The organism is Pseudomonas viciae (assembly GCF_004786035.1).
Taxonomy (GTDB): Bacteria; Pseudomonadota; Gammaproteobacteria; order Pseudomonadales; family Pseudomonadaceae; genus Aquipseudomonas; species Aquipseudomonas viciae.
Genome location: NZ_CP035088.1, coordinates 2,163,105 through 2,186,228 on the forward strand (window position 1 = coordinate 2,163,105; position 23,124 = coordinate 2,186,228).

Annotated in this window: 22 protein-coding genes; 7 read left to right on the forward strand and 15 right to left on the reverse strand. The window is 62.0% G+C overall.

Annotated features, from left to right (window positions below):
* Positions 1-202: 202 nt before the first annotated feature.
* A complete protein-coding gene (locus EPZ47_RS09910; protein WP_135844588.1) occupies positions 203-2,242 on the forward strand; it encodes an oxidoreductase in 2,040 nt (679 codons plus the stop codon).
* A gap of 223 nt (positions 2,243-2,465) precedes the next feature.
* Positions 2,466-3,374 carry a 1-aminocyclopropane-1-carboxylate deaminase/D-cysteine desulfhydrase gene (locus EPZ47_RS09915; RefSeq protein WP_135844589.1) on the forward strand — a complete coding sequence of 303 codons (909 nt, stop codon included), beginning with the start codon at positions 2,466-2,468 and terminating at the stop codon, positions 3,372-3,374.
* A gap of 7 nt (positions 3,375-3,381) precedes the next feature.
* Here the strand turns inward: EPZ47_RS09915 and EPZ47_RS09920 are convergent, their stop codons facing one another.
* Together EPZ47_RS09920 and EPZ47_RS09925 are read right to left on the reverse strand one after the other, a co-directional pair.
* Positions 3,382-3,930 (reverse strand): cytochrome b, encoded by a 549-nt coding sequence (locus EPZ47_RS09920; protein WP_135844590.1) that lies wholly within the window; start codon positions 3,928-3,930, stop codon positions 3,382-3,384.
* A gap of 148 nt (positions 3,931-4,078) precedes the next feature.
* Positions 4,079-5,485, reverse strand: coding sequence for a type VI secretion system Vgr family protein (locus EPZ47_RS09925; protein WP_135844591.1), 1,407 nt, complete (start codon positions 5,483-5,485; stop codon positions 4,079-4,081).
* A 220-nt stretch (positions 5,486-5,705) separates the two neighbouring features.
* Here EPZ47_RS09925 and EPZ47_RS09930 point away from each other — a divergent pair, with 220 nt between their 5' ends.
* Complete coding sequence (locus tag EPZ47_RS09930; protein ID WP_135844592.1) at positions 5,706-6,410, forward strand: YebC/PmpR family DNA-binding transcriptional regulator; 705 nt, start codon at positions 5,706-5,708, stop codon at positions 6,408-6,410.
* Between the two features lie 154 nt (positions 6,411-6,564).
* Here EPZ47_RS09930 and EPZ47_RS09940 read toward each other — a convergent pair whose 3' ends face one another.
* From EPZ47_RS09940 to EPZ47_RS09970, 7 genes are all read right to left on the reverse strand, one after another.
* Positions 6,565-7,626 (reverse strand): ABC transporter substrate-binding protein, encoded by a 1,062-nt coding sequence (locus EPZ47_RS09940; protein ID WP_135844594.1) that lies wholly within the window; start codon positions 7,624-7,626, stop codon positions 6,565-6,567.
* 18 nt (positions 7,627-7,644) lie between these two features.
* Positions 7,645-8,760 carry an NAD(P)/FAD-dependent oxidoreductase gene (locus EPZ47_RS09945; protein WP_135844595.1) on the reverse strand — a complete coding sequence of 372 codons (1,116 nt, stop codon included), beginning with the start codon at positions 8,758-8,760 and terminating at the stop codon, positions 7,645-7,647.
* Entirely contained in the window at positions 8,757-10,112 is a 1,356-nt protein-coding gene (locus tag EPZ47_RS09950) for an FAD/NAD(P)-dependent oxidoreductase (protein ID WP_135844596.1), read from the reverse strand. The genes EPZ47_RS09945 and EPZ47_RS09950 overlap by 4 nt, the downstream gene beginning before the upstream one ends.
* 157 nt (positions 10,113-10,269) lie before the next feature.
* Entirely contained in the window at positions 10,270-10,560 is a 291-nt protein-coding gene (locus EPZ47_RS09955; RefSeq protein WP_135844597.1) for a (2Fe-2S)-binding protein, read from the reverse strand.
* A gap of 7 nt (positions 10,561-10,567) precedes the next feature.
* Complete coding sequence (locus EPZ47_RS09960) at positions 10,568-11,362, reverse strand: ABC transporter permease (protein WP_135844598.1); 795 nt, start codon at positions 11,360-11,362, stop codon at positions 10,568-10,570.
* A gap of 6 nt (positions 11,363-11,368) precedes the next feature.
* A complete protein-coding gene (locus EPZ47_RS09965; protein WP_135844599.1) occupies positions 11,369-12,238 on the reverse strand; it encodes an ABC transporter permease in 870 nt (289 codons plus the stop codon).
* The gene (locus tag EPZ47_RS09970; protein ID WP_135844600.1) at positions 12,235-13,260 is read right to left on the reverse strand and encodes an ABC transporter ATP-binding protein; all 1,026 of its coding nucleotides are present in this window, start codon (positions 13,258-13,260) and stop codon (positions 12,235-12,237) included. Before EPZ47_RS09970 ends, EPZ47_RS09965 begins: the two co-directional genes overlap by 4 nt.
* A 243-nt stretch (positions 13,261-13,503) precedes the next feature.
* Here EPZ47_RS09970 and EPZ47_RS09975 point away from each other — a divergent pair, with 243 nt between their 5' ends.
* Positions 13,504-14,340, forward strand: a complete 837-nt coding sequence (locus EPZ47_RS09975; RefSeq protein ID WP_135844601.1) for an IclR family transcriptional regulator — start codon at positions 13,504-13,506, stop codon at positions 14,338-14,340.
* Positions 14,341-14,468: 128 nt separating this feature from the next.
* On the opposite strand, the gene EPZ47_RS09980 is transcribed toward EPZ47_RS09975, so the two are convergent.
* Together EPZ47_RS09980 and EPZ47_RS09985 are read right to left on the reverse strand one after the other, a co-directional pair.
* On the reverse strand, positions 14,469-15,221 hold the full coding sequence (locus EPZ47_RS09980; RefSeq protein ID WP_135844602.1) for an anti-sigma factor family protein: 753 nt from the start codon (positions 15,219-15,221) through the stop codon (positions 14,469-14,471).
* Positions 15,218-15,724 carry a sigma-70 family RNA polymerase sigma factor gene (locus EPZ47_RS09985; protein WP_135844603.1) on the reverse strand — a complete coding sequence of 169 codons (507 nt, stop codon included), beginning with the start codon at positions 15,722-15,724 and terminating at the stop codon, positions 15,218-15,220. Before EPZ47_RS09985 ends, EPZ47_RS09980 begins: the two co-directional genes overlap by 4 nt.
* 157 nt (positions 15,725-15,881) lie before the next feature.
* On the opposite strand from EPZ47_RS09985, the gene EPZ47_RS09990 reads away from it, so the two are divergent.
* Both EPZ47_RS09990 and EPZ47_RS09995 read left to right on the forward strand, forming a co-directional pair.
* Positions 15,882-16,964, forward strand: a complete 1,083-nt coding sequence (locus tag EPZ47_RS09990; protein WP_135844604.1) for a catalase family peroxidase — start codon at positions 15,882-15,884, stop codon at positions 16,962-16,964.
* Positions 16,961-17,497, forward strand: coding sequence for a cytochrome b (locus EPZ47_RS09995; RefSeq protein WP_135844605.1), 537 nt, complete (start codon positions 16,961-16,963; stop codon positions 17,495-17,497). Before EPZ47_RS09990 ends, EPZ47_RS09995 begins: the two co-directional genes overlap by 4 nt.
* A gap of 68 nt (positions 17,498-17,565) precedes the next feature.
* On the opposite strand, the gene EPZ47_RS10000 is transcribed toward EPZ47_RS09995, so the two are convergent.
* Together EPZ47_RS10000 and EPZ47_RS10005 are read right to left on the reverse strand one after the other, a co-directional pair.
* Complete coding sequence (locus tag EPZ47_RS10000) at positions 17,566-18,717, reverse strand: M14 family metallopeptidase (RefSeq protein ID WP_135844606.1); 1,152 nt, start codon at positions 18,715-18,717, stop codon at positions 17,566-17,568.
* Positions 18,718-19,210: 493 nt separating this feature from the next.
* Positions 19,211-19,552 carry a DUF6124 family protein gene (locus EPZ47_RS10005; RefSeq protein WP_135844607.1) on the reverse strand — a complete coding sequence of 114 codons (342 nt, stop codon included), beginning with the start codon at positions 19,550-19,552 and terminating at the stop codon, positions 19,211-19,213.
* A 130-nt stretch (positions 19,553-19,682) separates the two neighbouring features.
* On the opposite strand from EPZ47_RS10005, the gene EPZ47_RS10010 reads away from it, so the two are divergent.
* A complete protein-coding gene (locus tag EPZ47_RS10010; RefSeq protein ID WP_135844608.1) occupies positions 19,683-20,330 on the forward strand; it encodes a LexA family protein in 648 nt (215 codons plus the stop codon).
* Between the two features lie 29 nt (positions 20,331-20,359).
* Here EPZ47_RS10010 and EPZ47_RS10015 read toward each other — a convergent pair whose 3' ends face one another.
* Both EPZ47_RS10015 and EPZ47_RS10020 read right to left on the reverse strand, forming a co-directional pair.
* Positions 20,360-22,309, reverse strand: coding sequence for an acetyl/propionyl/methylcrotonyl-CoA carboxylase subunit alpha (locus EPZ47_RS10015; RefSeq protein WP_135844609.1), 1,950 nt, complete (start codon positions 22,307-22,309; stop codon positions 20,360-20,362).
* Positions 22,306-23,124, reverse strand: coding sequence for a gamma-carboxygeranoyl-CoA hydratase (locus EPZ47_RS10020; RefSeq protein WP_135844610.1), 819 nt, complete (start codon positions 23,122-23,124; stop codon positions 22,306-22,308). Before EPZ47_RS10020 ends, EPZ47_RS10015 begins: the two co-directional genes overlap by 4 nt.

A 23,124-nucleotide genomic window follows, 5' to 3' on the forward strand; every position in this document is an offset into this window, starting at 1 on the left:
ACAGTCGGCGGTCGTGTGCGGATTCACTGACTAGGGTAGGGCCCACAGTGGGCGTTGCCAAGGGGCGCTGCGCATTTGGATCATTAAGTTGTCAGTTACGGTCATTGAGTGAGTGCATCCCGGCTCTTAGGCTGTTACGCATGACAGAGGGAAGCCGCAGAGCTTCCGCATTTTTCCGTGATTGCCCGTTGTGGAGTTATCGATGACCGCCTCCCATTACCCGCACCTGCTGGCTCCGTTGGACTTGGGTTTTACCACGTTGCGCAACCGTACCCTGATGGGGTCGATGCACACCGGTCTTGAAGAAAAGCCCGGCGGCTTCGAACGCATGGCGGCGTATTTTGCCGAGCGGGCCCGGGGCGGCGTGGGCCTGATGGTCACCGGCGGCATCGGGCCGAATGACGAGGGCGGCGTGTACTCCGGCGCCGCCAAGCTGACCACTGAAGAAGAGGCGCTCAAGCATCAGATCGTGACTCGCGCGGTACACGAGGCCGGTGGCAAGATCTGCATGCAGATCCTCCACGCCGGGCGCTATGCCTATAGCCCCAAGCAAGTGGCGCCGAGCGCGATCCAGGCGCCAATCAACCCGTTCAAGCCCAAGGAGCTGGACGAGGAGGGTATCGAGAAACAGATCAGCGATTTCGTCACCTGTTCGACACTGGCCCAGATGGCTGAATACGACGGTGTCGAGATCATGGGGTCGGAAGGTTATTTCATTAACCAGTTCCTGGCGGCCCACACCAACCACCGGACCGACCGTTGGGGCGGCAGTTACGAAAACCGCATGCGCTTGCCGGTGGAAATCGTGCGTCGGGTGCGCGAGGCGGTCGGTCCGAATTTCATCATCATCTTTCGCCTGTCGATGCTCGATCTGGTGGAGGGCGGCAGCTCCTGGGACGAGATCGTCCAGTTGGCCAAGGCCATCGAGCAGGCCGGCGCGACGATTATCAACACCGGTATTGGCTGGCATGAAGCGCGGATTCCTACCATCGCCACCAAGGTTCCTCGGGCGGCGTTCAGCAAAGTCACGGCCAAGCTGCGCGGCTCGGTGAGTATTCCGCTGATCACCACCAACCGTATCAACACCCCGGAAGTGGCCGAGCAGATCCTTGCCGAAGGCGACGCCGACATGGTCTCGATGGCGCGGCCGTTCCTGGCGGACCCGGAGTTCGTCAACAAGGCCGCCGCGGGTCGTGGCGATGAAATCAACACCTGCATTGGCTGCAACCAGGCCTGCCTCGACCATACCTTTGGCGGCAAACTCACCAGTTGCCTGGTGAACCCACGGGCGTGCCATGAAACCGAGCTCAACTACCTGCCGGTGACCCAGGTGAAGAAAATCGCCGTGGTCGGTGCTGGCCCCGCCGGGCTGTCCGCCGCCACCGTGGCGGCCGAGCGCGGTCACCAGGTGACGCTGTTCGATTCGGCCAGCGAGATTGGCGGCCAGTTCAACATTGCCAAGCGTGTGCCGGGCAAGGAAGAGTTCTTTGAGACCCTGCGTTACTTCAATCGCAAGTTGCAGACCACGAATGTCGAGTTGTGCCTCAACACTCGGGTGGATGTGGCGCAACTGGTGGCGGGCGGCTATGACGAGATCATCCTCGCCACCGGCATCGCGCCGCGTGTGCCGGCGATTCCCGGGGTGGAGCATGCCAAGGTGTTGAGCTACCTGGATGTGATCCTGGAGCGCAAGCCGGTGGGTCGCAGCGTCGCGGTGATTGGGGCCGGCGGTATTGGCTTTGATGTCTCGGAATTCCTGGTTCACCAGGGCGTCGCCACCAGTCAGGACCGTGAGGCGTTCTGGAGGGAGTGGGGGATCGACACTCAGCTCCAGGCGCGCGGTGGCGTGGCCGGAATCAAGGCCGAACCCCATGCCCCGGCACGCCAGGTGTTCCTGCTCCAGCGCAAGACGTCCAAGGTCGGCGATGGCCTGGGCAAGACCACCGGCTGGATTCACCGCACTGGCTTGAAGAACAAGCAGGTGCAAATGCTCAACAGCGTCGAGTACCTGAAGATCGACGACGAAGGCCTGCACATTCGCATCGGCGAAACCGGCGAGCCGCAAGTGCTGGCCGTGGACAATATCGTGATCTGCGCTGGCCAGGATCCGCTGCGCGAGTTGCAGGAAGGCCTGGTGGCAGCGGGGCAGAACATCCACCTCATCGGCGGTGCCGATGTCGCGGCGGAGCTGGATGCCAAGCGGGCAATCAACCAGGGTTCGCGGTTGGCGGCGCAGTTGTAAGGCATAAACCTGTGCGGTGACCTTGTTTTCAACCATGGAATCCAAGGTCACCACAAATTCAATGTGGGAGCGGGCTTGCTCGCGAAAGCGCCGAGTCAGCTTGGATCAATGTTGAATGTGCCGTCGTCTTCGCGAGCAAGCCCGCTCCCACAGGGTTTTGCATTGCCAGGTCATCGCAGCCGAGCTGTTAAGATGCCGGCATATTTTCAACCGGCCTGCTGCAATGCTTCTTCCCGCCCTCGACTGGCACCCCCAACCCCGACTCGAACGCCTTCATCTGGACTGGCTTGCCCGTGCCGGCATTGAAGTGGCGGTGTTGCGCCTGGATCGGATCGATCCGCTGATCAGCGGTAACAAGTGGTTCAAGCTGGTTCATCATTTGCGCGCCGCCCACGAGGTGGGGGCCGAGGGCGTCATGAGCCTGGGCGGCGCCTATTCCAATCATCTGCATGCGCTGGCCGCGGCGGGCAAGCGCTTCGGGTTTCCCACGGTCGGGCTGCTGCGTGGCCATCCCCAGGAAACGCCAACGGTGCTCGACCTCAACGCGTTCGGTATGACGTTGCACTGGTTGGGTTACGGTGGATACCGGGAGCGGCACACAGCGGATTTCTGGGTGCCCTGGCGGGTGCGTTATCCAGATTTGTATCCGGTGCCCGAGGGTGGTTCAGGATTGCCCGGCGCCCGGGGTTGCATGGCCTGGGTGGCCAGTGCCCGTGAGCAAATGTCAGCGTTGGGGTGGACGGATTATCACGGCTGGTGGTTGGCCTGCGGCACCGGCACGTCGTTGGCGGGGCTGGTACTGGCCGAAGCGGGAGAGCGCCCGGTCTACGGTGTGCTGGCGGTGCCTCAGGACTATGGCGTGGCGCAGCAGGTCGAAAGCATCGTGGGGGAGGCGGGGCTTTCCCATCCGCTTTATGAGTTGTTCGACGGCAGCCGTGGCGGTTTCGCTCGGGTCGACGCCGAACTCACCACCTTCATCGAAACCACAGGCGTAATCGAGCTGGAGCCGTTGTACACCGGCAAGGCGTTGATGTTGCTCAAGGCGCGGGTCGAGGCCGGACAGTTTGCCCCAGGTACCCGCTTGATCTTCGTTCACACCGGCGGCTTGCAAGGCCGCCGAGGGTTTGCGTAACCCGCCGTCAACCGCGTTTAGGCATCATCCGCAGCAGCGTGTTATCGCGCACCACGTAGTGGTGATAGAGCCCCGCCAAGGCATGCAGGCCAATCAACCAATAGCCGATGGTGCCGCCCAGCACATGCCAGCCTTCCAGCTGTTTGGCAAAGTCCTTGTCCTGATCGATGAGCAGCGGCAAATCGAAACCGTAGAACATGACTTGATGTCCTTCGGCACTGGTGATCAGCCAGCCCAGTAGCGGCATGGCGATCATGAACAGGTACAACGCCCAGTGCATCAGGCGTGCAAGGACGATCTGCCACGCAGGCGAAGCCGGGAAAATCGCCGGTGCCTGACCCATGCTGCGGGCGAACAGGCGCAGCCAGACCAGCACAAACACCGTCAGGCCGAGCATGAAATGCGCTTCCTTGATCAAGGTCCGACCGCCACTGCCCTTGGGGAAAATTCCTCGGAACTCGATGCAGGCGTAAACCACGGCCAGCAGAATCAGCATTAGCCAATGCAAGGTGACGGTGACGGTACTGTAGCGGCTTTCTGAGTTAGTCCAGGGCATTGCGCAGCTCTCCAGCATCAGGGTAATGCGCCGTCTTGAGCGGCGTTGTGTGCTTTTTACTGTAAGCCGGTTTCGCTGGGTTTGCTTGAGCCAGATCAGTTTTGCCAGCACGAAGTCCTGATAAGTGCACTCGCTACAAGGTGACGGGTCAGGGTGTCGTGTCCGGTGGGTTCAGCAGCCAGTCGAGTAGCAGTCCTGCATCAGGGATGGGCGGCACCGGTTGCGCTGGCGCAACGACTTGCCCGCCACCGCTGTCGACAATTCCCGGGCACAGCACGGGTCGATCGGGGTCGCCGTCGAGAAAGCTCACCAGCACTTCACTGCCGGCCATCAGGGTGGGCCTGGCATGCTGTGCCAGCCGCGACACGGGCAGCATGATGCCTTCGTCATCCGGGGTCCACAGACTGACGCTGATGTGGCCGCGCTCATCGGGTCTGGCCGGCTGGCCAGCGGGGCCGAGCACATGGGCGAGGTGATAACCGGGAATGCGGGGCTTGGGATGTTTGAGTGCCGGCCTGAACACGGTGGACCACGCAATGGCTGTGAATCGGTTGCGATAGTCCAGGGCCGGCGGAGTGGGCGGTAGATTGGTTTCAAGGATCGAAAACTGCCGCCCGCGATGTTGGACTTCGGTGATCAGCCATTGGTCGTTGAAGGTGGGAACCGGGTGTTCGCCGATCTGCGCGATATGGCCGCTACGCAGGGCCGGCTGGGTGCTGTGGCCGTGGATCTGCCGTTGCCGACAGCGCAACCGTTCAAGGCTTCGGCGAGTGACCTGGTCATCATGAGCCAGCGCCGGATTGCCGCGCAGGGTTTCGTGGTCGACGCCTTTGAAGGGATGATTCGCGGCGCTGCTCCCGGCTTCGCTCATCGCCCGGTCGCTGAAACCGGCAGGCAGGCCCGGCGCCGTTAAGCGGTGACGCTGATACAGCCGTTGGATGGCCGATTGCCGGCCAGCGTCCTGGCGTAGTGTCAGTTCGACCGGACGCGCGGGGAAGCTTTTAGGGTCTTCGGCGAACACCAGGACATGGCCCTGGTGGGCATGTTCGAAGTGATAATGGATACCTTCTTCTTCGCATAAGCGTTGTAGCAGATCCAGATCACTTTCCTCGTACTGGATGCAGAAGGGACGGCGTGGGTAATGCCCGTGGGGCAGTTCGAAACGGTAGCTGTGGGCGGGCAGTGCGTTGTCCTGCAACAGGCGTTGCAACACTTGCACAACGGTGAGCCGATAGAAGATCCGTCGCCGCGGGCCTTGTTCCAGATGCTGGAGGTAAGGAACCAGCGTCACACGGTAGCCGATGCGGTGCGGTGTATGAGCGCTCAGGCAGACGCTGTGGACAATCCCATGGATGCCCGATTCGCCGTCCAGGCGCAGGAAGGCCGGTTGTCCCAGTAGCGTGTCAGGGGTCATCGGTGGCGCCAGGCCGATCAATTCGAGATCAAAGCGGTACGGCTGGTTGAGGGCTTCCCGACCGTTGAACCGCAATACTTGCAGGCGCAAGTCGCTTTGCGTGAGGGTCAGGCTGAAGGGACTTTCCGTGTCGTTGTGCATCACCGCTCTTACTTGCAGGGAGAGAAGCGCAGAGGGTACGAAACCCCAAGGTGAAACGGTGCTAGCGAATCGCTATTTCAGAAAACCCCTACAACACGCTGTGAAAATGTCGATTCGCAAGGGCTGAATTTTTTGGTCGATCAGCCGGTTTAGGCCGTATAAACTTGCGCCACAGCGCCGGCCGGCAGATGTCTCGGCGCGTCAGACAAGAGAGTGAGTAATGGGCGCACAGTGGAAGGTTAAACACAAAGAAGCGGCTGCCAACGCCAAGGGCAAGATTTTCGGCAAGCTGGTGAAAGAAATCACCATTGCCGCGCGCAACGGCGCCGACACCGCTACCAACGCGCACTTGCGCCTGGTGGTCGAGCAGGCGAAGAAGGCCTCGATGCCCCGCGAGACCTTGGAACGTGCGATCAAGAAAGGCTCTGGCCAGCTCGGCGAAACCGTGCAATACCACCGTGTCACCTACGAAGGCTTCGCACCGCATCAGGTGCCGCTGATCGTTGAATGCGTGACCGACAACATCAACCGCACCGTTGCCGAGATTCGTGTGGCGTTCCGCAAGGGCCAACTGGGCGCTTCAGGTTCGGTCGCCTGGGACTTCAACCATGTCGGCATGATCGAGGCCGCGCCGGACAGCCCTGACGCCGATCCGGAAATGGCCGCCATCGAGGCCGGTGCCCAGGATTTCGAACCGGGCGAAGACGGCGCGACGTTGTTCATCACCGATCCTGCCGACCTCGATGCGGTGCAGAAGGGGTTGCCTGAGCAGGGCTTCACCGTGTTGTCGGCCAAGCTGGGCTATCAGCCGAAAAACCCGGTCAGCGGCCTGACCGACGAGCAGATGGCTGAAGTCGAAGCTTTCCTTGAAGGCCTCGACAACCATGATGACGTGCAGGATATGTTTGTCGGGTTGGCGGGTTAAGCAGCACAACTCCCTGTGGCGAGGAAGGTTTTTCTGTGGGAGCAAGACTTGCCCGCGAGGCAGGCGCCTCGTTTTCTCAGCGACCGCGTTGTCTTCATCGCGGGCAAGCCTTGCTCCCACACCAGTGTTCCTCCCCTCACCACAGTCGAGCGCTCTAGCGCTCGATGCTGCGGTTCCAGCGCGCGTTCCAGGCTGGGCGCTGTTCGTTGACCTGATCCCAATCCACGGCGATGGCGGTTTCCAGATAGCGCTTCATCGCCTCCACCTGGCCACGGGTCTTGTCAGTGGTCGGGGTGTTGGGGTTGGACGGGATCTGGTCGCCTTCTTCCAGGGCAATGGCCTGGGCTTCAGGCGTCAGCAGGAACGCCGCGAGCTTTTGCGCCAGTTCCGGTTGGGTATTTTGCGCGATGGCGCATTCGGCGACGTTGAGCACCACCGAGCCTTCCTTCGGCTGCGCGTACTCGACCGGCATGCCCTTGATTTTCAGCGCGGTCACCTGGGTGGGGGTCAGCGGGAACAGCGCGGCCTCGTCGGTCTGCAGCATTTCGGAGATCTTCGCTGAACTCGGGATGTATTCCAGCACGTTGCGTCCGATCGTGTTCGGCCAGGCCTTGAAGCCCGGTTCGACGTCGGCCTCGCTGCCGCCCTGGATCCGGTTGAACATCAGGAAACCGTGCAAGCCAAACGTGGATGAGGCCATCGACTGGAACACCACTTTATCCTTGAAGCGTGGGTCGGCCAGGTCCATCCAGGACGTCGGCGTATTCCAGCCTTTTTCCGTGAACAGCCGTGTGTTGTAGGCCAGTCCGGTTACCCCGAGGCTGACCGCCACCGCCTGCTCCTTGATACGGCCCTTGGCCGGAATCTGCGCCAGGGGCGGGCTGTCCGCGAGTTTGTCGCACAGCCCCATGGCAATGGCGCGGTACATGATGCCGTCATCGAGGAACATCACATGCATCTGCGGGTTGCCTTTGCTGGCCTGGACTTTGGCCAGGATGTCGGCGGAGGTGCCGGGCACGATCACCACTTTGACGTTGTTGGCTTTCTCGAAGGCCGGCAAGACTTTGTCGGCGTAGAGCCGCTCCATGGTGCCGCCGTTCATGCCCAGGTAAAGCGTCGGCTCGGCCAACGCCTGGGTGACCGGGAGCAGGGCGCCCAGGCAAGCGCAACCCAGCGAGCAGAAACCGAACAGTGCACTGCGTTTGACGTTATTCATTGGCGCGACCTTCCTCTATCAAGCAACGGAGATGGAGTGAAACCGGGTGATGGAAAACGCATCCAACGGCGTGGTTGAGGCGCCGTTGCAGATGATCTCGGTGAGCGCCTGGCCCACCGCAGGGCCGATCTGAAAGCCCGCGCCGGCAAAGCCGAACGCATGCAACAGGCCGGCTTGGGTACTGCTATGGCCGATCACCGGTTGGCGATCGGGAAGATAACCTTCGGTGCCGCTCCAGGTGCGAATCGCCTGGGCGCCCTGCAAAAACGGATAGAGTTCGACCGCCTGGCGCAGGATGTCGATTACCGCGTTCTGGCCGGGACGGGCCCGGGCATCGTCCAGGGCAAACCCTTGGCCGCCTCCCAGCACGCAGTTGCCACGGGCGACCTGGCGCGCATAGATACCGCCGCCCTCCACGCCGGTGCTGGCGTTCATCACCCAGGGCAATGGCTCGGTGACCAGCATCGCCGGGTGCCCGGCGTGCATGGGCACCGCTTCGCCAAACTGCGCGGCGAAATGGCTCGCCCAGGCTCCGGCGCAGTTCAGCAGCCAGGGGGCGTGAACCACCAGGCCCGTTTCGCTGTGTACGGCAAAGCGCTGGCCGTTGTGTTCGATAGTGCTGACCGCGCATTGTTCGTGGATCTGCGCGCCGTGCCGGCGGGCTGCCTGGGCGAATGCCGGCGACACCAGGCGCGGATTGGCGTGGCCGTCATCCGGGCACAGCGACGCGCCGACCGCGATCGCGCCGACCCATGGAAAGCGGGCACGCAGCTCCGCACGATCGAGCAGTTGCAAGTCGAGGCCGAAGCCCTGGCTGCTGGTGGCGTAATCGTGCAGCGCTCGCAGATCTTCAGCGTTGCGGGCCAGTTTCAGATGACCGCTGCGCTGGTACTCACCGTCGATGCCGATCAACCGAGGCAACTGGCCCCAGATTTCATGGGCCCGTTGCGACAGTGGCAGTTGCGACAATGGCCGTCCCTGTCGACGCACACCGCCGTAATTCACGCCGCTGGAGTGCGAGCCGCAAAAGTCCCGTTCCAGCAGTGCCACCCTTCGTCCGGCCTGGCTCAGGAACAGCGCGGCGGAGGCGCCGACGATACCGCCGCCAATGATCACCACATCCACTTCGATCATGGTTCGACCTCCAGGCCGAACGGCACGGGTTTGATCGGCGCCTGGGCCCGCAAGCGGCCAATGCTGGAGACAGGGCGTCCACTTTCCCAGGCGATGATTTCCGCTGCGGCGGCGCCGCACATCCGACCCTGGCAACGCCCCATGCCGACCCGGCAATGGGCCTTGACCCGGTTGATCTCCCAGTGGCCTTCGCCCACCACTTGGCGGATGTCGCCGGCGCTGACTTCTTCGCAGCGGCAAATCATCAGGTGGTCAGCGGCATCGGCGGCCCAGTTTTCGGGAAAGGCAAATGCGCGCTCCAGGCCCAGGCGGAAATGGCCGATGCGTTCGAGGGCTTGTTCCAACTGAGCGCAATGCTGCGGGTCGATCAGATAACCGATGTCCTCGAGCAGGGCCAGGGCCGCCCGTTCGCCGGCCACTTCAGCGGCATCGGCGCCCATGATCCCTGCACCGTCGCCCGCCAGGTAAACCCCGGGCACGTTGCTGCGACCGGCGCTATCTCGTTTCGGCAACCAGGCGCGATTGAGCGGGTTCCAGGCGAATTCGCAGCCCAGCAGGTCGGCCAATTGGGTTTCGCTGCGCAAACCGTGGGCGAAGGCCAGTGCGTCGCACTCAAGGGATTGCTCGCCTTTTGCGTTGCGCCATTTCAGTGACTGCACCCGGCGCTCACCTTCGATACACGACAGGCTCGCGCCTTGATGCACGGCGATGCCATGGGCGCTCAGCCAGGCGCGGTAATAGAGGCCCTTGGCGAGGGTGGCCGGTTGCGCCAGCAGGCCGGGCAGGGCACGAGCCTGGGCGCTGAAGGGCGAACTGTCGAGCACTGCGACCACGTTGGCACCGGCCTTGGCGTATTGATACGCCACCAGATAAAGCAATGGGCCGCTGCCGGCGAACACCACTCGCTCACCGATGGCGCAACCCTGGAATTTCAAGGCGATCTGCGCCGCGCCCAGGCTGTACACCCCTGGCAGGGTCCAACCTGGTACCGGCAGGATCCGGTCGGTGGCGCCCGTGGCGACGATCACACTGGTGTACTCCAGGCGGTCAGCGCGGCCTTCATGCAAGGTGTCCAGCAGGCCGGCCTCGGCGTTCCACACCAGGGTGTCGGGACGGTAATCGAGCTGTTCGCGCAGTTCGTCGAGGGTCTGGTGGATGGCGTTGGCCTTGTGCGCTTCGAAGCCATACAGCTTGGCTGGTGAGCGCTTGAAATTGGCCGGTTGCCGCCGATAGATCTGCCCGCCACCGTGGGCGGCTTCGTCCAGCAGGATGGGGTATACGCCATGGGCAACCAGCGTCTGTGCGGCACGGATACCGGCCGGGCCGGCGCCGATGATGGCTATGGGTTTCATGGCCACCTCGTTGGCGGTGCTGTGGGGTTGGTGGCGTTTTTAAAGACGCCTTCGCGAGCAAGCCCGCTCCCACAGGGGGGCTGTGGTGGGCATGGGTTTTGTGGGCGGCACAAGTCTCCTGTGGGAGCGGGCTTGCTCGCGATGAGGTTGGCATTATTCATAGCTGGCGCCCCGGTTCGCGGCTGATGTGCAGCCCGGCTTCGAGCAGGGTCGAGCAGGCGCGTACGCGGCGGCCGTCGCCCAGGCGGACCCAACAGTCCTGGCAGGCGCCCATCAGGCAGAAACCGGCCCGGGGTTCGGCGCTGAAGTCGCTGCCGCGCAGGTGTTCGCTGTTGGTCAGCACGGCAGTCAGCAACGTGTCACCCAGCAGGCCGCGGGCGGGTACGCCGTCGAGGGTAAAGTCCAGGGCCGGGCGGTCGCCTTCGGCCAGTCGTTTCAGCAGAGCCATGGCGCCCTCATTGTTTGCCTACCAGGACCCGATCCAGGCCATAGACCCGGTCGAGCAGAATCATGGTCAGCGCGGTCAGCCCGATGACCAATGCCGACACCGCCGCCATCATCGGGTCGATGGATTCGGTGGCGTAGACATACATGCGCACCGGCAGGGTTTGCGTGGCCGGTGAGGTGACGAAGATCGACAGCGTGACTTCATCGAAGCTGTTGATGAACGCCAGCAACCAGCCCCCGGCCACCCCCGGCAGAATCATCGGCAAGGTGATTTGCCGAAACAGCGTGAAGCGTCCGGCCCCCAGCGACTGCGCGGCCTGTTCGGCGCTGCGGTCCAGGCCGATGGCCGATGCGAGCACCAGGCGCAGCACATACGGGGTGATCACCAGCACGTGGGCGAAGATCAGCCAGGCAAAGCTGCCGTTCACCCCCATCAGCGCAAACAGGCGTAGCAATGCGACCCCCAGCACCAGGTGCGGAATGATGATCGGCGACAGGAACAGACCGTTGAAAAAGTCCCTGCCCGGGAACTCGAGCCGAGTGATCGCCAAAGCCGCCGGCACCGCAATCAACGTCGCCAACGAGGCTGCGCAGAACGCCAGGATCAGGCTGTTGTAGAACGCATCGACAAAATCCGCGCGCTCGAACACGGCGCGGAACCAGCGCAGGGAAAATTCCGTAGTCGGCAGGCTCAGGGTGTTTTCCGGGGTGAAGGCGACGAGGCAGACCACCACCAGCGGCGCCAGCATGAACACCACTACCAGGGTATGAAACAACAGAGCGAAAGGACCGTTCCTGGACATGACGAATTACCCCAATGACTTCTTGTAGCGGCCTTCGATCATCCGGTTCCACGACAACATGATCAGCAGGTTGAGCAGCAGTAGCGCGACGGCAATGGCCGCGCCCATGGGCCAGTTGAGTTCCGACAGGTATTGGTCGTAGATCAGCGTGGCGACCATTTTCAAACGGCGCCCACCGAGCAGGCCGGGAATCGCGAAGGAGCTGGCGGCGAGGCCGAACACGATCAAGGTGCCCGACAGCACGCCGGGCATGATCTGCGGCAGCACGACTTTGCGGATTACCGTGAACTGGCTCGCGCCCAGCGACAGCGCGGCCTGTTCGGCGGCTGGGTCGAGTTTCTGCAGCGAGGTCCAGACCGGAATGATCATGAACGGCAACATCACGTGAACCAGGGCGATGACCACGGCGAACGGCGTATACAACAACTTCATCGGTGAGCCGCCGAAGGCTTGCAAGGTCTGATTGACCAAGCCGTCGGCGCCGAGCAACAGGCTCCAGCCGAAGGCCCGCACCACCACCGAAATCAGCAGCGGCGTAAGAATCAGGATCAGGAAAATCGAGCGCCACGGCGCCCTCATGCGGCTGAGGACGTAAGCTTCCGGTACGCCAATCAGCACACACAACAGCGTGGTCAGGCCGCTGATCCAGAGCGTGCGTAGAAAGATCTCGTAGAAGTACGGATCACCCAGCAGGCTGGCGTAATGCTCGAAGGTATAGGCGTCGCCGTTGATGCCCGAACTGTAGTCAAAGACGTTGAACGACAGCACCAGCGTCAGGCCCAGGGGGATGACCAGCAGGCCCAGGTACAAGGCCAGGGCCGGCGCGGACATCAGGTAGCCTTGCCGACCCCGACGCATTGCCTCGATCAGCTTCATGCCGGCACCTCATCGACGCTCAGCACCCGCAGCAGCGCCGGGTCCCAGTCCAAGCCGACGACGGTGCCTTCGGTCATGGGCGCTGAGCCGTCGTTGCGGCGCACCACGCAGAGTTCGCCCAGGACGGTCGAGACGCCGTACAACCATTGGCTGCCGAGAAAGAAGCGGCTGATGAGGGTGCCTTGCAGTCGGCCTGCACCGGCGGCGCACAGGTCGATTTTTTCCGGGCGCAGGCTCAGGATCAGGTCGCCCTTGTCCTGCTTGCAGACTTGAACGACGCCTGCGCTGTCACGCTCACCGGGCAGCAGATTGGCTTTGCCGACGAAGCCGGAAATGAACTCAGTGCGCGGGTGTTCGTAAAGGGTGTATGGCGCGTCGATCTGTGTGATGCGCCCGGCCTGCATCACTACGACCCGGTCACTGATGGACAGCGCCTCGGACTGGTCGTGGGTGACCATCAACGTGGTGATCCCGACTTCGCGCTGGATACGGCGGATTTCGTATTGCATCTCTTCGCGCAAGTTGGCGTCGAGGTTGGACAGCGGTTCGTCGAGCAGCAGCACTGGCGGCTCGATCACCAGCGCCCGGGCCAGTGCCACACGTTGGCGCTGGCCGCCCGAGAGCTCTCGTGGATAGCGTTCGGCGTGTGGGTCCAGGCGTACCAGCTTCAGCACCCGATCAACCCGTTGTTGCAACTCGGCGTTGGCCACTTTGCGCATGCGCAGGCCGAAGGCGACGTTGTCCTTGACGGTCATGTGGGGGAACAGCGCGTAACTCTGGAATACCACGCCCAGGCCCCGGCTGGCGGGCTTGGCGTGGGTGATGTCGCGACCGTCCAAAAGAATGCGCCCGCTGCTGACTTCGACGAAGCCGGCGATCATCTGCAAGGTGGTGGTTTTACCGCAGCCGGAGGGGCCCAGCAGCGAGACAAACTCGCCTTTCTCCACGGACAGGTTGGTGGCGACCACCGCGTCGATGTCGCCGTAACGTTTGCCAAGTCCTTCAAGTCGCACAAAAGCCATAGCTGCGCTCCACCTTGGATTGTTATGCGTCGCCGTGAGGCGCGCTTTTTTATGGGCAGATACGAAAGGATGCTGCGGGGTGCGTTGGCGCTCGAGCTTGTGTCGGCTGCCGTTGTTGTTCGGATCGCCCCTGTCTGGACGCAGAGTAGGACGAAGAATAGGATGGGCTCAATGGCCTATTTCACTGAAGCGAAGACTATTTTCAGTTTCATTCGGTGAGTAAATTTATTGATGGAAAATTAAATGTCAGATTCCACTGATCGGAATGATGCGAAGTCTGAGGTCGGGGTTGGCGCTGTCTCCAGATTGTTCGCCGTGTTGCGTAGCCTGGGGGACACCGTCGAAGGCGGCGAGCGGGTGACGCAATTGGCACAACGCATCGGCCTGTCCCAGCCCACCACCCATCGCTTGCTGCGCAGCCTGATGGACGAGGGCATGGTCGAGCAGGACGCGCGCAGCAAACGCTATCGCTTGAGCCTGGACTTCTTTGCCTTGGCCGCCCGTGCCGGCAACTCTGGCAACCTGCGTGATCTTGCGCGACCTGCCATGCTGCGGCTGTCGGCGTCCTTGGGGGACTCGTTGTTTTTGCTGGCGCGCAGTGGGTTCGATGCCATTTGCCTGGACCGTAGTGAAGGGCCGTTCCCGATCCGCACATTCACCGGCGACATTGGCGGGCGAGTGGCTCTGGGCGTGGGGCAGGGCAGCCTGGCCATCCTCGCGTTCCTGCCGGAAGAGGAGCGCGACACGGTGATTCATTACAACCTGCCCCGGCTCAAGGATTTCCATTTGTACGACGAAGTCTTCCTGCGCACGGAAGTGGAGAACGTGCGCGCACTGGGCTATGCCGGACGCAATACAGGCGTGTTGCAGGGCATGGCCGGGGTGGCCGTGCCGATCCTGGACCGTGACGGCCGTGCCGTGGCGGCCTTGAGCGTGGCAACAGTGAGCGATCGACTGGGGCCCGATCGCTTGCCGACGGTGGTGGAAATGCTCAAGCGCGAGGCGGCGCTGATCGGACCGCGAGTCAACCCGTTCGACCCGCTGCTGCGCAGGCCTTCGCAGGTGTTTGGGCAGGGTTGAGTTTCACGGACATCCCCGACCCCTGTGAGAGCGGGCTTGCTCGCGAAAGCGGTGTGTCAAACGACATTGATGTTGAATGTGCCAGCGCCTTCGCGAGCAAGCCCGCTCCTACAGGGGATCTGCGGTGCTCAGAAATTCAGGGTCTGCTTGAGCTTTTGCGCCGCCGGCGTATCACTGGGTATGACCATCGCATAGTTGTATCCCGGCCCGGACCAATACTCGGCCTGCAGCTCGCCGTCGCGGCGGCTGCCACGGGGCAGCAGGAAGTTTTTCGGGCCCGGTGGGCGCACGTAGAAGCTGATCTTCTGGCCGCTTGGGTCTTGATAAACCACCATGGCCGCCGCCCCTTGCTCGGTGCTGAGCAAGCGACCGCTGACCGGCTTGAAACCGGCGCCCGACAGGTCTGGCAGCCGGTTGGCCTGGGTGAAGTAACGGTCGAGCCAACCTTGCATGCTCTGCTCGTCGCCGGTTTGGTAATCGGCCGGAAGGATGCCCTGTTGGGCGAACAGTCGGTACGCCTGTAGTGCGTCAGCCATGGGGGCTACGGCGCTGAGAATGGTCATCTCCCGCGCCTTCCAGCCGCTGAACCCGCCCACACTGACCGCCAGCAACAACACTGCTGCGCTGGCCAGGTGGCGGCGGGATCGATGTTTCAGGCGCTGGCGAATCATGGCCGGGTCGAGATCCGGGTTGGCCGGCCGCTGCAAGGCTCCACTCAGGGCCGTGCGCAGGTGTTGCGCGTCCTGTTGCCAGGCGCGGACCCGGGCGGCAACCTCGGGGTGACCGGCGAGGTAAGTGTCCATCAGACGCTGGTCGGCCTCGCTCAGTTGGCGATCGACGTAGGCGTGCAGGTCGCTGTCGCTGGGGGGCATGCTGATCATTTGAGTATCCGCAGGGTAGGGCGGGTGATTTCGCCGTCGCTGAGTTGGCGCAGGGCCTGGCGGGCGCGAGACAGGCGCGACATCACCGTACCGGTCGGTACACCGAGGATGTCGGCGACTTGCTGGTAACTCAAGCCTTCCACCGACACCCATAACAACAGTGCACGTTGTTCAGTGGAGAGTTGGTCGAAGGCCTGCAGGGACGATTGCGCAATCACGCTGCGTTCGGCCGAAGGATGGGCATCGTCGCGGCCGGTGAAAAATTCCAGCATGCGCGCATATCGCCGGGAACGGCGATGGGCATCGAGAAACTGCCGATAAAGAATCGAAAACAGCCAGGCCCGCAGGTCGCCGTCAGGGCGCTTGTCGTCCCATTTGGACAGCGCCCGCTCCAGGCACATCTGCACCAGGTCATCGGCGTTGCTGGAGTTGCGCGTCAGCGACACGGCAAACCGCCGTAGCCGGGGGATGAGGATGCGCAACTGTTCGTCGAGTTCGTTCATGGGAGTGTGGCTTCTTGGGGCAGTCACTGCGCCTGGACTGGAAAGACGATCCGCGAACGAGATTATTCCAGCGCAGGAAAAATAAATACGAGGCGTGGGAATAAACCTGTCAGGCCTTCGTCTCACGGGTTCTTTCCGCAAGCGCTGGAGCTTTCTTATGGTTGACCCTTCCTCTTCGCCGAGTCGGCCGCCGCTGAGCGCCGCCAGCCTGACGCTGCGCCTGAGCGGCATCGCGGTGATCGTCGCCGCGCTGGCCGGGGCCTTTGCCTACGTCAATGGCACCTTTGACCCGCAACGTCTGACACCGAATGCGCTGGTCAACGTGTTGGAAAAAAATAACGGTGTTCACCCGGGCTTTCGGCGCAATCACTCGAAGGGTGTCTGCGTCGCCGGCTATTTCGAAAGCACCGACCAGGCCCGCGCCTATTCCAGCGCGCAGGTGTTCATGGCGGCGCGAACGCCGGTGGTCGGGCGTTTCGCCCTGCCCAGCGGCAACCCCTATGCACCGGACGGCAGCGTCCCGATTCGCAGTCTGGCGTTGCGTTTTACCCAGGCCAACGGCCAGCAATGGCGCACGGGCATGAACAGCATGCCGGTGTTCCCGGTGGGTACGCCTGAAGCGTTCTATCAATTGCAACAGGCCCAGTCGCCGGATCCGGCCACGGGGAAACCGAACCCGGCGGCGGTGCCAGCGTTCTTTGCCGCGCACCCGGAAGCTGTGCCGTTCCTGCAATGGATCAAGACCGCCAAACCATCGGCCAGCTATGCCACCGAAACCTACAACGGCATCAATGCGTTCTACCTGGTCAACTCGACAGGGCAGCGCCAGGCCGTGCGCTGGGGCGTGGTGCCGATGAGCCAGGACGTAGCGGACGCCACCCCACCCCAGGGGGCCGACTTTCTGGAGCAGGATTTGGTGAAGCGTCTGGCTGCCGGGCCGTTGCGCTGGCAGTTGAACATCACCTTGGCCAATCCTGGCGACCCGGTGAACGATGCCAGCAAGGCCTGGCCGTCTGATCGCAAGGTGCTCAATGCCGGCACGCTGGTGCTCGAGCGCACCCAGGCGCAGGACAACGGCGAGTGCCGCGATATCAACTATGACCCGCTGATCCTGCCCAGCGGGATCGAGGGTTCCGAGGACCCGCTGTTGGCCGCGCGTTCCGCCGCCTATGCCAGTTCCTATCTGCGGCGTACCAGCGAAGTCAGCCAATTGCCCGCTAACCAGGAGTCCCGCCCATGAGCGCCCCTCGTCACTTTGCACCATTGGCCCGGCTGCTGCACTGGCTGATGGCATTGATGATCATCGCCATGCTGTTTATCGGCGCTGGCATGGTCGCCTCGGTGTCCGAGCGCCATGAATGGCTGCTGCAACTGCACAAGCCGTTGGGCATTGCGATTCTGTTGCTGGTAGTCGTGCGCCTGGTGGTGCGCTTTTCCACCCGACAGCCGCCGCTGCCGGCCGATTTGCCAAGTTGGCAGGTGTTGGCGGCCAGAGCTTCGCATGTGCTGTTGTACGCTTTGATGCTCGTCCTGCCGCTACTGGGTTGGGGCATGATTTCGGCAGCGGGGGACCCGGTGATGCTCAGTCATTCGTTGCAACTGCCCGCGATCCTGCCGGCGGACGCCCAGACCTTCGCACTGCTGCGCAAGGCCCACGGGTACCTGGCCTATCTGTTGTTCCTGACCGTGCTGGTGCATTTGGCGGCGGCGTTGTTTCACGGTTGGGTGCGCCGGGATGAGGTGTTGGACAGTATGTTGCGAGGTAAGGGCTAATAGAGGAAACCGTGGCGAGGGAGCTTGCTCCCTCGCCACGGAATCTATTCATGTCGTTAAATTGAACGTCAGCGCAATTCGTCGACCATGTCCGCGACGGTGCTCAACACATCCTTGCCCAATTGCATCGAGCGCTTGCCGGACCAGCCGGTCAGCGGGTTCGGGTGGTCGTCGTGGTCTTTGAACGGCATTTCCAGGGTCAGGGACAAGCAATCGTATTTCTGACCGACCGCGTTGCAGGCCAGGGTCATGTTGGCCTGGCCCGGTTCGTCGCGGGTGTAGCCGTGAGCGGTCTGGAAGTCTTTGGTCTGGTGTTTGAGATGGCTGCGAAAGCGCTCTTCGAGTTGGGCAATACGCGGCGTGTAACCCGGATTACCTTCACATGCGGCGGTGAAGACATGGGGGATTTCCTCATCGCCATGCACATCGAGGAACAGATCGACCCCGTACTTTTCCATTTGCTGCTGTACGAAAAACACCTCCGGGCTGATTTCCGGACTGGCGTTCTGCCAGGCACGGTTGAGGTCCTGGCCCAGGGCATTGGTACGCAAATGACCGTGGAACGCGCCGTCCGGGTTCATGTTCGGCACCAGATACAGATCGGCCTTGGCCAGCAATTGTCCCAGTTGCGGATCATCCTGATGCTGGAGGCGTTCGATCACGCCTTCCATGAACCATTCGGCCATGTGCTCGCCAGGGTGCTGCTGGGCGATGATCCAGACCTTGCGCCGACCTTCGGCACCGCTGCCCTTGCGCAGCAATTGAATGTCACGGCCTTGCGCACTTTTACCGACGGCCAGCAGTTCGGTACCGGCCTTGTGCAACGCTTGCTCGATCAACCAATCATGACGGCCACGGCTGTAGGGTTCGAAGTAGGCGAACCAGGCATGAGGTTGTTCGGCCTCGAGGTGAAAGCGCAGGGCGTCGCCTTCAAACTGCGTGGGAATACGGAACCAGTTGACGTGATCGTAGGAGGCAACGGTCTGGTAGCCGGTCCAAGCCTTGTTGTAGGACGATTGACTGGCATTGAGCAGGCGGAAGGAATATTCCTGGCCGACATGCAGGCCGCTGGCCTTGAAGTGGAACCATTGAAAGTGAGCGCTGCGGGTGTCGGGTCGGATCTTCAGCAGCGACTGCAGCGGGTTGCTGATGTCGACGACTTCAATGTTGCCGCTGTCAAAATTGGCGCTGATATCGAAAGAGGATTTAGCCACGGTCACGGCTCCTGAAAAGGATTTTCATGGCCGTTACTTTACACGCAAGAAAGGCAAAACCGGACGATTTGAGTCATTTGAAGAAGGGGGCGCCCTCCCTGGACGCCAACGCAGCTTAGAGAGTCAGCAGTGGATTCTCAAGTAGCTGCCTATCGATCGCTTTCGCGGCTGAGGCGGGGGGAACACTTGTAAATGGATACTCATTTGCTATCATCGCCGCCACCGAATTAGCGACACCCAAAGACTTCATTAGCCTGAAGCCATAAGCCGAAAAATCGGCAAAAAAAGACCCGGCAAAAAGCCGGGTCAAAAACCGTGATTAGCCTGATGAGGAGATATTCCAGAAGTCCGACCTAAGGTCTTCTGGCCTATCGACTGATCTCGCGACCAGCTGATGCAATAATAATCATTATCATTTGCAAGTCAAATGGTTTTATCGCATCGATTGGAAAATATTTCCTTTCGCCCGCATTCGCGGCGCCATTCCCCTGTGCTACGCCTAGCGAGTAGGGTAGCCATCCAGGGACCGGTCAAGCATCACCTTGACCAGATCAATCATATGCACCACTGAAAATGCCAGGTCCCGGCTCGAACCATCCAGCCGGTTGGCGGATTCGTGGGCGGTGGCCGCCGCGCAGCGCAGCAGATCACAAGCGTGAACCAGGGCTTCTTCTGAGCTGATGTTGCGATTTACGTCGAAGAAGCGATGCTCTGCCGGCGCATCCGAAACACCTGGTTTCAAGTAGTAGTCGAGGGCGCGTTGGGCCGCCGGGCAATCCTGCAGCGAGGGGAACGAGCTGTCGAAAGGGTTGTTGGGCTGATCCTTGTTGGGTGTGTCCATGGTGTCGAGATTCTCCGTATGGGGGGCTGAAGTCCTGAACCCAGAATAGTACCTATCGTAATTGTGACGATAATTTAAATACTACAATTTGTGTTTTGATGGTCGGAGACAGCCACGTATCGTGCCGCACATGGATAAATGGATAGAGTTGGTCAAGGCCAAGATGAAGGAGCTGCGCGTCACGCAAGTGGTGCTCGCAGAACGTTTGGGCATGTCCCAGGGCGGTGTCGGCCATTGGCTGACCAAGCGCCGGCAGCCCAGTGTCGAAGACATGAATCGGGTCCTGCAGGAGCTGGGGCTGGAGTTTCTGGAAGTGGCGATGGTGATTCGCGAGCCGGATACTTCGACCGACGAAGGCATGGCCCTGGCGCAGAAGTACAATCCGTACTTCCGTTACCCGGTGAGCGATTGGAGCGAGGTGGGTGAAATCCGCGAAGGCGAGCTCGCGACCTACGACAAGGCGCGCTATGAGCTGACGGATTACCATGCCCAGGGCGACGCGTTCTGGCTGGTGGTGGTTGGCGATGCGATGACCGCACCGAGCGGGTTGAGCATTCCCGAGGGGATGTCGATCCTGATCGACCCGGCCATCGAAGCGGTGCCCGGCAAACTGGTGGTCGCGCAACTGCCTGGCAGCAGCGATGCGACCTTTCGCAAATTGATCGAAGAGAGCGGCCAGCGTTATCTGGTTCCGCTCAATCCGACTTACCCGAAAAACCTGTACACCGAACAATGCCGCATCATCGGTGTGGTCGTGCAGGCCACCATCAGGTTCTAACTGGATCGACCCGGCATACGGGTCGATGCCTATTCTTCGAACGCCACCAGTGCGCTGCCTTCGCTGACCATTTCACCTTCCTGGCAATACAGCGCCTTGATCACGCCGGCCTTGGGCGCACGAATGCTGTGCTCCATTTTCATCGCTTCCAGCACCACCAGTTGCGCCCCGGTTTCCACCGTTTGGCCGACGCTCACCAATACCCGGACGATGCTGCCGTTCATGGGGGCGGTCAGGCCGCCTTGATGGCTGTGGCTGGCTTCGGCAGCGGCCAACGGGTCGTACAGATCGACTCGGTGCAGGTCACCTTCCCATTGCAGATACAGGCTGTCGCCCTGGCGGATGGCCCGATGTCTACGGCGCAGGCCGTGGTGCTCGATCAGCAGTTGCTCGCCCTTGAACTCCGCGCTACCCGCTGTAACGTCCAGCGTCATCGCGCGATCCTGTCCTTCGCAGCTCAAGTGCAGGGTGGTTTCCCTTGGCAGTCCCAGGCGCAGCCCGGCGACGTTGGCCCAGGGCGAGTGGGCGTCATCGGCTCGTACACGTGGCGTCAGACTCAAGGCAAAACCGTGGGCCGCAGCGCGCCAGAAATCATCATTCAATTCGCCAGGCTCTGGCAGTAATTGCGCCTGATAGCGTGGGATAAATCCAGTGTCCAGCTCCGCCGCCGCGAAGGCGGGGTGAGCGACGATGCGTCGCAGGAACCCGATATTGGTTTTCAGTCCGCCAATGGCAAATTCGTCGAGCATGCTCAATAGCCGTAACCGCGCCTGTTCACGGTCCTCGCCCCAGGCGATCAGCTTACCGAGCATCGGGTCGTAGAACGGCGAGATCTCATCACCTTCTTCCACGCCACTGTCGACCCGCCGCCCCGGCCCTTCGGCTGATTCGCGATACAGCGCCAGGCGTCCGGTGGCCGGCAGGAAATCGTTGGCCGGGTCTTCGGCGTACAGCCGCACTTCGATGGCGTGGCCGATCAAAGGCACCTCGTCCTGAGTCATCGGCAGCGCTTCGCCACGCGCCACGCGAATCTGCCAGGCCACCAGATCGAGGCCGGTAATGGCTTCGGTCACCGGGTGTTCGACTTGCAGGCGCGTGTTCATCTCCATGAAGAAAAACTCGCCGCGCGCATCCAGCAAGAATTCCACGGTACCGGCGCCGACATAACCGATGGCTTGTGCCGAGCGCACCGCAGCTTCGCCCATGGCTCGTCGCAGTTGCGGACTCAGGCCCGGCGCCGGGGCTTCTTCGACGACCTTCTGGTGCCGACGCTGAATCGAGCAATCGCGCTCGTTGAGGTACAGGCAGTTGCCGTGCTGATCGGCGAACACCTGGATCTCAACGTGGCGCGGCTTGAGCAGGTATTTCTCCACCAGCATCCGCGAATCGCCGAATGACGATTGCGCTTCACGCTGGGCCGAGGCAAGGGCTTCGGCCAGCTGGCTGACGTCTTCGACCACTTTCATGCCTTTGCCGCCACCACCGGCAGTGGCCTTGAGCAGCACGGGATAACCGATGCGTGCACAGGCGTCGCGGAAGGTGTCGAGGTCTTGGGCTTCGCCGTGATAGCCGGGCACCAGGGGCACGCCGGCGGTTTCCATCAAGGCCTTGGCCGCGGACTTGCTGCCCATGGCGTCGATGGCCGAGGCGGGCGGGCCGAGGAAGATCAACCCGGCGTTTTCGATGGCGCGGGCGAACCCGGCATTCTCCGACAGAAAGCCATAACCCGGATGGATCGCCTGGGCGCCACTGGCCAGGGCGGCGGCGATCAGCTTGTCGATTTGCAGGTAGCTGTCGGTGGCCTTGCTGCCGCCCAGGTCGACGCGAATGTCGGCTTCACGGCTGTGGCGCGCATCGCGGTCGGTGGCGCTGTGCACGGCCACAGTGGTCAGGCCCATGGCTTTGGCGGTGCGCATTACGCGGCAGGCGATTTCACCACGGTTGGCCACCAGCAAAGTAGTGAGGACAGGGGCGCTCATCGACGCGGCTCCTTATTATTCGACTCGGCTTGCCAGTTCGGCGCACGTTTTTGCAGGAAGGCTCGTAACCCTTCCTGGCCCTCCGGGCTGACACGGATGCGGGCGATGGCGTTTTCGGTGTAGCGCCGCAGCGCCGGGGTGAGGGCGCCGTTACCGACTTCGCGCAACAGTTCCTTGCTGGCGCGCATGGCCGCCGGGCTGTTGAGCAACAGGTTGTCGATCCATTGCTCGACCTGCTGATCCAGGGTCTCGGCCGGGTGACTTTCCGACAGCAAACCGATTTCTTTCGCACGTTGCCCGCCGAAGCGTTCAGCGGTCAGGGCGTAACGCCGGGCCGCCCGTTCGCCTATGGCTTGCACCACGAACGGGCTGATCACCGCCGGCGCCAGGCCAATGCGTACTTCCGACAGGCAGAACTGCGCTTCATCGGCGCCAATGGCCATGTCGCAGGCGCTGATCAGCCCCAGCGCACCCCCAAACGCCGCACCTTGGACGACCGCCAACGTAGGGATTTTCAGCTTGGCGAGGTTGTACATCAGCTCCGCCAGTTCCCGGGCGTCGTCGAGGTTGGTGTGATAGTCGAGCTCGGCCGATTGCTGCATCCAGGCCAGGTCGGCGCCGGCGCTGAAATGTTTGCCACGCCCGCGGATCAGCAGGAAGCGCAGGCTCGGATCGCCGCTGACCTGATCCAGGGCGAGGATCAGTTCGCGGATCATTTCAGCGTTGAACGCGTTGTTTTTCGACTCGCGGCTCAGCCATAGGGTGGCGACGCCACGCGGGTCGGTGAGCAGTTCGAGGGTATTGAAGTTATCCAT

Bases quoted from the DNA above. Each gene is read 5' to 3' on its own strand.
- EPZ47_RS09910 (WP_135844588.1), top strand. From the start codon at position 203: ATGACCGCCTCCCATTACCCGCACCTGCTGGCTCCGTTGGACTTGGGT.
- EPZ47_RS09915 (WP_135844589.1), top strand. From the start codon at position 2,466: ATGCTTCTTCCCGCCCTCGACTGGCACCCCCAACCCCGACTCGAACGC.
- EPZ47_RS09920 (WP_135844590.1), bottom strand. From the start codon at position 3,930: ATGCCCTGGACTAACTCAGAAAGCCGCTACAGTACCGTCACCGTCACC.
- EPZ47_RS09925 (WP_135844591.1), bottom strand. From the start codon at position 5,485: ATGCACAACGACACGGAAAGTCCCTTCAGCCTGACCCTCACGCAAAGC.
- EPZ47_RS09930 (WP_135844592.1), top strand. From the start codon at position 5,706: ATGGGCGCACAGTGGAAGGTTAAACACAAAGAAGCGGCTGCCAACGCC.
- EPZ47_RS09940 (WP_135844594.1), bottom strand. From the start codon at position 7,626: ATGAATAACGTCAAACGCAGTGCACTGTTCGGTTTCTGCTCGCTGGGT.
- EPZ47_RS09945 (WP_135844595.1), bottom strand. From the start codon at position 8,760: ATGATCGAAGTGGATGTGGTGATCATTGGCGGCGGTATCGTCGGCGCC.
- EPZ47_RS09950 (WP_135844596.1), bottom strand. From the start codon at position 10,112: ATGAAACCCATAGCCATCATCGGCGCCGGCCCGGCCGGTATCCGTGCC.
- EPZ47_RS09955 (WP_135844597.1), bottom strand. From the start codon at position 10,560: ATGGCTCTGCTGAAACGACTGGCCGAAGGCGACCGCCCGGCCCTGGAC.
- EPZ47_RS09960 (WP_135844598.1), bottom strand. From the start codon at position 11,362: ATGTCCAGGAACGGTCCTTTCGCTCTGTTGTTTCATACCCTGGTAGTG.
- EPZ47_RS09965 (WP_135844599.1), bottom strand. From the start codon at position 12,238: ATGAAGCTGATCGAGGCAATGCGTCGGGGTCGGCAAGGCTACCTGATG.
- EPZ47_RS09970 (WP_135844600.1), bottom strand. From the start codon at position 13,260: ATGGCTTTTGTGCGACTTGAAGGACTTGGCAAACGTTACGGCGACATC.
- EPZ47_RS09975 (WP_135844601.1), top strand. From the start codon at position 13,504: ATGTCAGATTCCACTGATCGGAATGATGCGAAGTCTGAGGTCGGGGTT.
- EPZ47_RS09980 (WP_135844602.1), bottom strand. From the start codon at position 15,221: ATGATCAGCATGCCCCCCAGCGACAGCGACCTGCACGCCTACGTCGAT.
- EPZ47_RS09985 (WP_135844603.1), bottom strand. From the start codon at position 15,724: ATGAACGAACTCGACGAACAGTTGCGCATCCTCATCCCCCGGCTACGG.
- EPZ47_RS09990 (WP_135844604.1), top strand. From the start codon at position 15,882: ATGGTTGACCCTTCCTCTTCGCCGAGTCGGCCGCCGCTGAGCGCCGCC.
- EPZ47_RS09995 (WP_135844605.1), top strand. From the start codon at position 16,961: ATGAGCGCCCCTCGTCACTTTGCACCATTGGCCCGGCTGCTGCACTGG.
- EPZ47_RS10005 (WP_135844607.1), bottom strand. From the start codon at position 19,552: ATGGACACACCCAACAAGGATCAGCCCAACAACCCTTTCGACAGCTCG.
- EPZ47_RS10010 (WP_135844608.1), top strand. From the start codon at position 19,683: ATGGATAAATGGATAGAGTTGGTCAAGGCCAAGATGAAGGAGCTGCGC.
- EPZ47_RS10015 (WP_135844609.1), bottom strand. From the start codon at position 22,309: ATGAGCGCCCCTGTCCTCACTACTTTGCTGGTGGCCAACCGTGGTGAA.
- EPZ47_RS10020 (WP_135844610.1), bottom strand. From the start codon at position 23,124: ATGGATAACTTCAATACCCTCGAACTGCTCACCGACCCGCGTGGCGTC.